This is a genomic window from Macellibacteroides sp. (assembly GCF_050251695.1).
GTDB lineage: Bacteria > Bacteroidota > Bacteroidia > Bacteroidales > Tannerellaceae > Macellibacteroides > Macellibacteroides fermentans.
The window spans coordinates 1-10775 of sequence record NZ_JBFWMI010000108.1 but is presented as its reverse complement, the minus strand read 5'-3'; the positions used below and the strand labels follow the sequence as shown (position 1 = coordinate 10775).

At 42.7% G+C, this 10775-nt stretch carries 10 protein-coding genes; 5 read left to right on the top strand and 5 right to left on the bottom strand.

Features of this window, described 5'->3' with window-relative positions; translation table 11 throughout:
• Positions 1-139 precede the first annotated feature (139 nt).
• The 5 genes from AB7E53_RS13005 to AB7E53_RS12985 all read right to left on the bottom strand — a co-directional run bounded on the left by AB7E53_RS13005 (position 140) and on the right by AB7E53_RS12985 (position 5151).
• The gene (locus AB7E53_RS13005) at positions 140-1000 is read right to left on the bottom strand and encodes a glycine betaine ABC transporter substrate-binding protein (RefSeq protein ID WP_079683554.1); all 861 of its coding nucleotides are present in this window, start codon (positions 998-1000) and stop codon (positions 140-142) included.
• Positions 1001-1026: 26 nt separating this feature from the next.
• A complete protein-coding gene (locus tag AB7E53_RS13000) occupies positions 1027-1842 on the bottom strand; it encodes an ABC transporter permease (protein WP_446776107.1) in 816 nt (271 codons plus the stop codon).
• The gene (locus AB7E53_RS12995) at positions 1839-3068 is read right to left on the bottom strand and encodes a quaternary amine ABC transporter ATP-binding protein (protein WP_079683481.1); all 1230 of its coding nucleotides are present in this window, start codon (positions 3066-3068) and stop codon (positions 1839-1841) included. The genes AB7E53_RS13000 and AB7E53_RS12995 overlap by 4 nt, the downstream gene beginning before the upstream one ends.
• A gap of 11 nt (positions 3069-3079) precedes the next feature.
• On the bottom strand, positions 3080-4216 hold the full coding sequence (locus tag AB7E53_RS12990; protein ID WP_446772168.1) for a hypothetical protein: 1137 nt from the start codon (positions 4214-4216) through the stop codon (positions 3080-3082).
• A gap of 266 nt (positions 4217-4482) precedes the next feature.
• On the bottom strand, positions 4483-5151 hold the full coding sequence (locus AB7E53_RS12985) for a Crp/Fnr family transcriptional regulator (RefSeq protein WP_446776105.1): 669 nt from the start codon (positions 5149-5151) through the stop codon (positions 4483-4485).
• A gap of 177 nt (positions 5152-5328) precedes the next feature.
• Here AB7E53_RS12985 and nrfH point away from each other — a divergent pair, with 177 nt between their 5' ends.
• Genes nrfH through AB7E53_RS12960 form a run of 5 tightly spaced genes read left to right on the top strand, consistent with a single transcriptional unit; the run spans position 5329 to position 10759 of the window.
• Positions 5329-5925, top strand: a complete 597-nt coding sequence (gene nrfH / locus AB7E53_RS12980; RefSeq protein ID WP_446776103.1) for a cytochrome c nitrite reductase small subunit — start codon at positions 5329-5331, stop codon at positions 5923-5925.
• Between the two features lie 23 nt (positions 5926-5948).
• Positions 5949-7433 carry an ammonia-forming cytochrome c nitrite reductase gene (nrfA, locus tag AB7E53_RS12975; RefSeq protein ID WP_179398667.1) on the top strand — a complete coding sequence of 495 codons (1485 nt, stop codon included), beginning with the start codon at positions 5949-5951 and terminating at the stop codon, positions 7431-7433.
• Between the two features lie 3 nt (positions 7434-7436).
• Complete coding sequence (locus tag AB7E53_RS12970; protein WP_446776101.1) at positions 7437-8669, top strand: cytochrome c biogenesis protein ResB; 1233 nt, start codon at positions 7437-7439, stop codon at positions 8667-8669.
• The gene (locus AB7E53_RS12965; protein WP_068180712.1) at positions 8666-9451 is read left to right on the top strand and encodes a cytochrome c biogenesis protein; all 786 of its coding nucleotides are present in this window, start codon (positions 8666-8668) and stop codon (positions 9449-9451) included. The genes AB7E53_RS12970 and AB7E53_RS12965 overlap by 4 nt, the downstream gene beginning before the upstream one ends.
• Before the next feature lie 21 nt (positions 9452-9472).
• The gene (locus AB7E53_RS12960) at positions 9473-10759 is read left to right on the top strand and encodes an alginate export family protein (RefSeq protein WP_446776099.1); all 1287 of its coding nucleotides are present in this window, start codon (positions 9473-9475) and stop codon (positions 10757-10759) included.
• Positions 10760-10775: the final 16 nt, after the last annotated feature.

Genomic DNA, 10775 nt, shown 5'->3' with positions numbered 1-10775 from the left:
GTTGTGATGCTTAATAATTTTGTACTGGTTCTATTTGGTGTATCTTTTACAAACATGACCGTACACTACTGGTTAGTAGGTATTTTTCTCATTTTAGCAGTCATTCATAGCATTGAAAGACTGCTTAAACGGTAAAACATCATTCAAACCATCCTTCAACCAACTCTTGGTTTTTATCTTTCCACATCTTTGCTCCTTCAGCTTCAGATACTGTGTCGTTTGCAAGATATCCCATCAAATCGCTCATCTGTTCGTTAGTAAGCTTAAATTTCCTGAAGAATCCGGCGGCTAAGGGATCTTTCTCTGCAAAGCCTTTGGTAGCAACAATATCAATACGCTCGGCATCGCCAAATATTCCTTTAGGGTCTTTTAAAAATTTCAGATCAAAACGTGAGAACATCCAATGCGGCGTCCAGCCTGTTACAACAATCCACGTCTTATCTTCTACCGATTTTTTAAGCAAGGCAGTCATCGCAGGTCCGCTTGAAGATTGAAGTTTCATATCCAGCTGATAAGCATCAATTACCTTTTCCGTAGCCGACATAATTCCGGCTCCGGCATCGATTCCCACAATATTCCCATCAAATTTTTCTTTAACATCCTTCAGTTCATCCAAACTATCAACTGTTACATATGAAGGCACCACCAGCCCTATGCGGGCATTAGAGAAGGCCTCTCCTAACACTTCCAGTTTATCCCCATACTGATTCATGTAATCTGCGTGAGTAACGGGCATCCAGGCATCCATAAACACATCAGCCTTTCCTGTTGCTACAGAAGCAAAAATGGGAGCTACATCCGCATTCTTCAAAGAAACTTCGTATCCTTTCTCTTCCAAAGCAACTTTAGCCAAATGAGTCATTGCTATACCCTCAGCCCAATTTGCATAGGCGATGGATATCTTTTTCCCATTCTTATTTCCTCCGCCAGAGCAACCGGCAGCTAACATTAACAAACCAAGAATAACGCTTAGCGCTACAACAATCAAAAAACGTTTCATACACATATATTTTAAATTAAATTCTATCATTTATTCTTTGCCAACCCTTGAGTGATCCGATCCAGCACAATAGCAAGAATCACTACGGCGATTCCTCCTTCAAAGCCTAATCCTATCTTCATCTGAGTTATTCCTTTGAGCACAACTTCACCAAGTCCTCCCGCAGAAATCATTGCAGCAATCACAACCATGGAGAGCGACATCATAATTGTCTGATTCACACCTGTCATAATGGTGGGTAATGCCAACGGCAATTGAACCTTCAATAACAACTGCGACGGAGAAGCACCATAAGATCGGGCTGCCTCCACAATATCTTTCGGGACCTGACGAACTCCCAGATCTGTGAGGCGCACAACGGGAGGCATAGCAAAAATAATAGTTGCAAATGCTCCCGGCACCGGACCGAGACCAAAAAAGAGAACTGCCGGAATCAGATAAACAAAGGCAGGCATTGTTTGCATTAAATCCAAAACAGGTCGCATCACTTTTGAAATTTTAGGATTACGAGCCGTAAGAATACCCAATGGCACACCTAAGATTAAAGCAATTGAGGTAGACGACAAAACCAAGGCCAAGGTTTGCATTGTTTCCGTCCAGAACCCCATCCCATAAATCAGGAACAGTCCCAAAAAAGTAAGAATTGCAGTACCTTTTCCAGCTTTAAACCAGGCCAATACGGTAAAAAGAATAATAAAAAGATAAAAAGGTATCCAAAGTAAAGCCTGGTTAAAAACATCAATACCTCCACCAATCCCCGAATTTACAGCATCAAAGAACGGAGCAAAATTTTCCGTAAGCCATTGGATGGCTATCTCTATATATTTTCCTATCTGAATCATAAATCAATTGCATTTTGAATAATCTGATTAATCTCTTTTTGATCTTTCCCTGTCATTTCAATAATAATAGACGAAGGCGATACCACACCCAACAATTTGTTGGAATCACTTACCACAGGAATAACTTGTTTAATCTTTGGCAATAAGGTCAGCATATCCTCAACCGTTGTTGACTCCAGCACCGAAGGCACTTCACTCGTCACCACCGAATCAATCTCTTTAATTCCCTGTTTTCTCAAATTCACTACATCTTTTAAAGACACCTCGCCCAGAAACTGACCATCAGTACCCACAACCGGTAAAACAAATAAATTCTTTTCTCGCATTTTACGGATAATAGCCTCCGGCCCCTCTTTTTTAAGGCGGGCCACCACAGGTTTCGTTTTCATAATGGAAGATGCGGTAATGATACGTCCCCTGCCTACATTCTCTACAAAACGTTCTACATAATCGTTTGCCGGTTCTGTAAGAATTTCTTCAGGAGTTCCCACCTGAACCACTTCCCCATCTTTCATAATTGCAATTCGGTCGCCCAATTTGATAGCCTCATGCAAATCATGGGTGATAAATACAATGGTCTTTTGCATGGATGCTTGTAGTTGGAGTAATTCATCCTGCATCTGTTCCCTAATAAGAGGATCCAGTGCCGAAAAAGCCTCATCCATCAATAACACTGATGCATCGTTTGCTAAAGCCCTGGCCAAACCAACGCGCTGTTGCATTCCTCCGGACAATTCGTTTACCCGTTGATTCTCGTACCCCTTCAGTCCTACCAGTCCAACAGTACGTAATGCTTTTTTCTCACGTTCTACTTTAGGTACACCTTGCAACTCCAGCCCAAAGGCTATATTACTTAATACAGTACGATGCGGCAACAAACCAAAATGCTGAAAAACCATCGCCAACTCCGTACGACGCAGTTGTTGTAACTCCTTATCGGATTTTCTGGTAATATTTTCGCCATTTATGTAAACCTCTCCTAGAGTGGGTTCATTCAACCGATTGATACATCGTAGCAATGTAGATTTTCCACTACCGGATAATCCCATAACAACAAATACTTCTCCCTCTCTGATCTCCAGGTTTGCATTACGTACGGCTACCGTACATCCGGTTGACTTTAAAATCTCCGATTTATTCTTTCCTTCCATTATCAGCTTACGAGCTTTTGATTTATCGTGACCAAAAATGATGGAAAGATTTTTTATTTCTATTTTATTATTCATTGTAATCTTTATTAAAAGTAATACCCCAGGTTTATATTTGCTCTTCCGTGCCACGAGTTGCTATCGCCTCCATAGGCAAACGCATTCGTCCATTCCGGTCCTAGCCAAGCATGATTTTTTCCCAAAGCATAATCAACATAGGCATATACACCACCTGCAGTAATCATGCATCCTGCTACATTTTGAAAACTGTCCTTAAATTGTTTTACTCTCTTGTCCATCCAACCAAAATCGTTGTAGAACTTTAAGCTCGAAATAGGTCCCAGATCGACAGGAAGCGTATAGGCGAGGCCGGCTGTATATAAATTTGCTTTTGCAGCAACTGAATAGGGAGCCCCGTAAGCGGTCATCGTCACCACATCTCTTGAATCACCTTCCTTGTTTTCCGGATTCTTATCGTACGAAGCCAACTGTAGTTTCAGATCCCAACGTTTTATATTTAATTCATAGTGAATTGCGAAAGCATTGTGATTTCCGTTACGGCCGGTCTCAATATTATATAAACCACCTACCATTGCAGACACCCCCAATCGATGCTTGAGATATTGATCTCCAAAGGAAAAGTAAAGCTGACCGTTCAACTGATTATTTTCCTTGTTGCTTCCTGCTACATCATATGCATACCGGCTATCTGATACAGGAGAAGCAGATCCAAAATCCAACTCCTCCGCATTCTTAAAGAAGGCAAGCGAGTACTCCCATTTAGTATCTTTATGAGTATATTTGATCCCCATATCAGAGTCATCTTCCAATCCGACATAGTAATTAATCTGAAAAAAATAACTATGCGAATTATAGGGAGTTATACCAAAAGGAACGCGGGTTAATCCAATTTGAATCTCGTCTTGTGGTGTAAATGCATATCCTAACCATCCGGATTTCAGCATACCACCTCCCGAACTCTTCGAATAGAAGCGGTATTCTGCATCAAGTATAATCTTTTTATAAGCTGCATCCACATCAATTCTGAAAACATCAAACCCAAAATCACCGCCTCTGTCCTTACTCCCCTCCTTCCAATCGGAATAGTTGTAGTTAAAACGCAAAGCTCCTCCCACAGTTACTTTGGGAATTTCTTGTTCTGATTGTGCATTTACAGCAATTGAAGTTGCTAAAAGAAATAATAATACTAGCTCTTTATATCTCATAAAGTAGTTGTTTTAGGCCGGACGAAGCCATACGAATTCCATACTGAACAATCAAAGTTCAGCTTCCGGCAGATTAATAAAATGTGATAAAAGCAGGTACTGAGATAAAGCGAAAAAAAGGCTTATGAAGTATCAAGAAATTAGATTCGGAACAAACCAAAAATGCAATTCTTACTAACAAAAAAACCTGCTTTTTATTATGATAATGCAAATATAAGGAAAAAAGTCGAGACAACCAAAAACCTAACTAATATTTATTCAGACACTTACATTATTTCACGGCGTAATGTCTGTTTATCTGTAATAAAAATCTGTCTCTTTTCTTGTCGGATCAACCCCTCTTCCATCAGTTCGTAAAGCACTTTGGCAAGAGCCGGACGGGTAACCCCGAAATAGTCGGCCAACTCCTGTTGAGTCTCTTTCATAACAAAAGATGAAGTACCGTTTTTAGCCTGATCAAGCAGGTAAAAGATAAGTCGGCTTCGAATCGTTTTACACGCTAGCAAATGCAATTTATCTGTCAGACATTTCATGCATTCGGCATTCAATAACAGAAACTTTTTGAGAAAGGATTCGTATTGCAGCAGAGCAGTTAATACAGAATCACGGCTAATTAATACTATTTCCGCATCTTCCAGCACCGTAACTGTTACAGGAAAACGATTGTTCTCAGCAAAAAGAAAAGCAGGAGCCAAAGGGCGATGAGCATATATCGTCTCAATCCGAAGCACGGCACCGGAACCATCAACCATTTCTGTTTTAACTTTTCCTTTCATCAAAAGATATAAATGCTTACACAAATCGCCCGAACGCGCTACAAGCTCTCCTTTTTCAAGAAAAGAAACCGTATAATCCAGCCCGGACAGAAAAACTTCACGCTTTTCTGGAGGTATGGAGTCAAAAAGGGGGATTGTAAAAAGTTCGTTTAAATCCATAAGATCAGAATATAAGGTAACAAATCACTCTGTAAGTACTGTCTACTCGGTCAAATATAGATTATTTTTTTCACTCAAACAACAGATTCTTTGACTTTTGTAATATTTATTACAAATTAATTGATTAACAAGTTGCACCTTTGCACCAAGTGTAACCTCAACTAAAGAGAATGACGTATGAAGATAGCCACTCTCATCAATCAGATTCTCCCAAACAGACGATGGAAATTAACCGCCATAATAATGTTGGGTGTTCTTTTCGGATTAGGATTCTACACAGTGTATGCTTCAAGAGCAGCCAGCTATCTGTCTGACGAACCGGCCACCTGTGTTAACTGCCACATCATGGCACCTTTTTATGCCACATGGAACCACAGCTCGCATGGAAGAAATGCCACATGCAACGATTGTCATGTTCCCCAGGACAATGTATTCCGCAAATACTACTTTAAAGGCAAGGACGGAATGCGTCATGCTTCCATTTTTGCCATCAGAGGAGAGGCTCAGGTAATTCAGGCAATAGATGAAAGTGCCAATGTTATTATGGAAAACTGCATTCGTTGTCATACTCAACTTAACACCGAATTGGTAAAAACCGGGCGTATGAATTATGAAATGGTTAAAGCCGGCGAAGGTAAAGCCTGCTGGGACTGTCACCGGGATATTCCTCACGGAGGAACCAACAGCTTATCATCCACACCCAATGCTCTTGTACCCTATCCTAAATCGGATACTCCGGACTGGCTGAAGAAAATACTTAATGATAAAAAATAAAACCTGATAATACTTTCACAATTATGGAAAAGAAAATTAAAGCATGGCAAGGCTGGCTCCTGTTTGCAGGAAGCATGATCGTAGTATTTGTATTGGGTATGCTGGCTGCATCCATCAATGAACGACGAGCCGAGATAGTAACTATTTTCAATAACAAGAAAACCGAAATAAAAGGTATTGAATCGAGAAATGAACTGTTTGCCGACAACTATCCCAGGGAGTACAACACCTGGCTACAAACAGCCGATACAAGCTTTCAAAGTGAGTTTAACGGAAATCAGATGGTAGATGTGCTTGCCCAGCGTCCCGACATGGTAATTCTATGGGCTGGCTATGCCTTTGCAAAGGACTACTCCACTCCTCGTGGCCATATGCATGCAGTAGAAGATATTATACATACCCTTCGTACCGGAGCACCGGTATCTGATACTGACGGTCCGCAACCTGCAACCTGCTGGACTTGCAAGAGTCCGGATGTTCCCCGGATGATGCAATCTCTGGGCGTGGAGAATTTTTATAAAACCAAATGGGGTGCCCTGGGTAGTGAAATCGTAAATCCGATCGGATGTGCCGATTGCCATGAGCCTGAGAATATGAATCTGCAGATAAGCAGACCCGGACTAATTGAAGCATTCGAAAGACAAGGCAAGGATATCAAAAAGGCCTCGTTACAGGAGATGCGTTCGTTGGTATGTGCACAATGCCACGTTGAATATTTTTTCAAAGGCGACGGCAAATACCTTACTTTTCCATGGGATAAAGGGATGACTGTAGAAACGATGGAAGCATACTACGATGAAAGCGATTATGCCGATTACACACACGCGCTTAGTAAAGCTCCGATGCTTAAAGCGCAGCATCCTGATTATGAATTATCCCAAATGGGCATCCATGCTCAGCGTGGGGTGGCGTGTGCCGACTGTCATATGCCGTATATGAGTGAAGGGGGCGTTAAGTTCAGCGATCATCATATTCAAAGTCCGTTGGCGATGATCGACCGCACCTGTCAGGTTTGTCACCGGGAATCTGAAGAAACATTGCGTAACAACGTATACGATCGTCAGCGCAAAGCAAACGAAATACGAAACCGACTGGAGACTGAATTAGCTACCGCTCACATAGAAGCCAAATTTGCATGGGAAAAGGGAGCGAGTGAAACGCAAATGAAACCCGTCATGAAAGCCCTGCGTGCCGCACAATGGCGTTGGGACTTTGCAGTAGCCTCTCACGGAGGGTCTTTCCATGCTCCGCAGGAATTCCAACGCATTCTTGGTCACGGTTTAGATAACGCAATGCAAGCCCGTCTATCCACAGCAAAAGTCCTGGCCTCGTTAGGATTTAGCGGCGATGTACCCATGCCAGACATATCCACGAAAGAGAAAGCACAAGCTTACATTGGATTGGATATGGCTACTGAGAGAAAACAAAAAGATGAATTCATGAAAACCATCGTACCCGAATGGCTTAAGAAAGCCAAAGCAAATAACCGACTTATTGTAAAAAATTAATCTATGTGGAAACAACCTTGGGGATACGCTGAAGGTGCTGTAATTTGTTCCGGACTGTTCATAACCGGTACAGCCCTTCAGTTTACTACCGGTCCCGTTAATGCAAACCTGTTTCAATATCCAATCAATCTATTGTTTGGAATATTTTATATGGTTTGTATGATCGTATTGCATTTGAACAAAAAGAAAAGCGCCGCTATCCGATGGCTTTCGGGTATGGAAGCCAGCATTACATCTATTGTAGCGTTTCTGGTCATGGTGCTCATTATGGGAGTTACCGCCCAGACTCCACAAGGAGCTTCAGTTGAAGAAAAGGATTTTCTCACGAATTTAGGATTCAGACAGCTAACAAACTCTTGGTCGTTTGTACTCATATTTCTTTATATGCTCACGGTGTTGCTGCTTACTACCCTGCGTAAAACCCTAAAATACAAGACAGGAAATATCGGTTTTTTGTTAAACCATGCCGGTTTATCCATAGCCTTATGGGGTGCGATCCTGGGTAGCGGCGATCTGCAAAGATTACATATGGTTACTCAAACGGGTACTCCGGAGTGGCGGGCTACCGATAGCAAAGGCAATATTACCGAACTTCCGCTGGCTATTCAGCTGGAGAAATTCTCCATCGAAGAATATCCTCCCAAAGTGATGGTTATAGATAATACGACAGGCATGACACTTCCAAGCGGCAATCCATCCATGCTCGCCATGGAGAATGATTCACTTCAGGGAAGGTTGATGGACTGGCAACTTTCAGGGACACAATATTTACCTATGGCTGCCTGGGTTCAGGGAAAGTATGTGCCCTTCCAGAACGAAGGAGCTACAACTGCGGTCTACGTAAAGGCAAAACAGATAAAAACAGGTATTGTAAAAGAAGGATGGATCAGCTACGGAAGCTTTATGTTTCCACATCAGGCTCTTGAATTAGATAATCAGCACAGTCTGGTAATGCCACCCCTGGAACCTAAACGATATGTTTCGGAAGTCACCATCTTCACTGAAGATGGGAAAAGCATTCCTGCCACGATCGAAGTAAATAAACCGATCAAGGTGAACGGATGGAAAATATATCAATTAAGCTACAACGAAACTATGGGTAAGTGGAGCAGGACAAGTACTTTCGAACTGGTGCGCGATCCGTGGTTGCCGGTTGTTTATACAGGGATAACAATGATGCTGCTCGGGGCGGTCTATCTGTTTGCTTTTGCTAAAATTGGGAAAAAGAATATATGAGTTGGGATGATTTTGTCTGGTTTGTGATTGCCTCCTCCCTGTGCTGGATTGCCGGGGCTGTTGCTGCATTGATGCAAAAAGGTTGGAAGTTGCCTGTGTTGCTTACCTGCGGAGGTATTCTCCTTTTCTTTCTTTTTATTTTGGGAATGTGGATATCCCTGGAGCGTCCGCCATTACGTACGATGGGAGAAACCCGTTTATGGTATTCCTTCTTCCTGCCAGTTGTGGGGGTAATCACCTTTGTGAGATGGAGGTATCGCTGGATACTTTCTTTTAGTACCCTGATGGCTATTGTTTTCTGCTTTATAAATCTACTTAAACCGGAGATACATAACAAAACTCTTATGCCGGCACTACAAAGCCCCTGGTTTGCACCACACGTTATTGTCTATATGTTTGCCTACGCTGTACTGGGAGCAGCCTTTGTTGTAGCTGTTTATCTGCTTTGGAAACAGAAAACAGTAGACTCTACTTCGATGGAAATGTGTGATAATCTGGTGTACGTTGGCGAAGCTTTTCTTACCATCGGGATGTTGTTTGGAGCAATCTGGGCCAAGGAAGCATGGGGACATTATTGGAGCTGGGATCCTAAAGAGACATGGGCTGCCGCTACCTGGTTGGGATACCTTATCTACATACATTACCGAAGTCACCATGCCTCGCGAAATACACCGGCACTGATAATACTTATTTTTGCCTTTTTACTGCTTCAAATGTGTTGGTTTGGCATTAATTACCTGCCTGCAGCGCAAGGAAACAGCATTCATGTATATAACATGTGAAACCATTAAACGACGCACAAAATGAAAACACCGGTTAAACTCTTTGTTGTATGTGCTCTGTTAGTTACAGGCACAGCTTTGCATGCACAGGAAGAATTCAGCATCAGTACACAGATACGCCCGCGGGCTGAATACCGGAACGGGACCTTATTCCCCCGTGATGCCGGAGACGGTGCCGTTTTTTTTGTCAACACCCGGGCTCGCCTTTCCATGGAATATAAGCGGAGCGACCTAATCATGAAGCTTTCCGGCCAGCATGTTGGCGTATGGGGGCAAGACCCGCAAATTGATAAAGAGGGACGGTTCATGCTAAACGAAGCCTGGTTGCAGCTACCTTTCGGCAACGGATTTTTCGTTAAAGCGGGTAGGCAACAGCTTTCTTACGACGACGACCGTATCTTAGGCACATTAGACTGGAACACTTCAGGCAGATGGCACGATGCCCTTAAAGTAGTATACGAAAACAAAATCCGTTCTGCGCACCTGCTTCTCGCCTATAATCAGAAAATAGAACCATACGCCGGAATGGACTATAGTTATACCGACGCTCAACCCTATAAAACCATGCAGGGTCTTTGGTACAAGGAACAAATTGGCAAAAAGTTCAATATATCGGCCCTGGTCCTTAATCTGGGGCTGGTACCGGGTAGCGCAAGCTCTTCGCCTGTAGATGTTAAATATATGCAGACGATGGGCACCAATCTTAATTTTGTAACATCCGACTGGAACCTTTACGGCACATTTTATTTTCAGACCGGGAAAAATGCACAAAAACAAAAGGTTGAAGCCTGGATGTGGGCTTTTAAAACCGACTACAAACTCAACGATACATGGAAACTTACCGTGGGCAGCGACTGGCTTAGCGGCGACAACCACCCAGCCGAGGGGACTTACAAAGCATTCAATCCGCTTTACGGAACTCATCACAAATTTTACGGGGCAATGGATTATTACTATGCATCCGGATTTCTTTCCGGTATGGCTCCGGGACTATGGGACAACCAGCTGGGAGTTTCATTCAAAGCCTCTAAAGATGTGGTGCTTCAGGCAAACTATCACCTATTTTCGTCAACAACAGACCCTAAAGACAGATGGCTTACCAGCGATCTGGGCAAAAGTCTGGGCAGCGAACTTGATTTAACCATCGATTGGCAAATACGTAAAGATGTAAAATTATCGGGAGGATACTCGGTTTATTTCGGAACAGCTACCATGGAGATGTATAAAGGAGGCAGTCAGGATTCATGGCAGGACTGGGGATGGGTATCTCTGAATGTAAACCCCAGGGTATTCATATCCAAATGGTAAAAACAGTAAAAAGCAC

Bases quoted from the DNA above. Each gene is read 5' to 3' on its own strand.
- AB7E53_RS12990 (WP_446772168.1), bottom strand. From the start codon at position 4,216: ATGAGATATAAAGAGCTAGTATTATTATTTCTTTTAGCAACTTCAATT.
- nrfH (WP_446776103.1), top strand. From the start codon at position 5,329: ATGAAGATAGCCACTCTCATCAATCAGATTCTCCCAAACAGACGATGG.
- AB7E53_RS12985 (WP_446776105.1), bottom strand. From the start codon at position 5,151: ATGGATTTAAACGAACTTTTTACAATCCCCCTTTTTGACTCCATACCT.
- AB7E53_RS12995 (WP_079683481.1), bottom strand. From the start codon at position 3,068: ATGAATAATAAAATAGAAATAAAAAATCTTTCCATCATTTTTGGTCAC.
- AB7E53_RS13005 (WP_079683554.1), bottom strand. From the start codon at position 1,000: ATGAAACGTTTTTTGATTGTTGTAGCGCTAAGCGTTATTCTTGGTTTG.
- AB7E53_RS12970 (WP_446776101.1), top strand. From the start codon at position 7,437: ATGTGGAAACAACCTTGGGGATACGCTGAAGGTGCTGTAATTTGTTCC.
- AB7E53_RS12960 (WP_446776099.1), top strand. From the start codon at position 9,473: ATGAAAACACCGGTTAAACTCTTTGTTGTATGTGCTCTGTTAGTTACA.
- nrfA (WP_179398667.1), top strand. From the start codon at position 5,949: ATGGAAAAGAAAATTAAAGCATGGCAAGGCTGGCTCCTGTTTGCAGGA.
- AB7E53_RS12965 (WP_068180712.1), top strand. From the start codon at position 8,666: ATGAGTTGGGATGATTTTGTCTGGTTTGTGATTGCCTCCTCCCTGTGC.
- AB7E53_RS13000 (WP_446776107.1), bottom strand. From the start codon at position 1,842: ATGATTCAGATAGGAAAATATATAGAGATAGCCATCCAATGGCTTACG.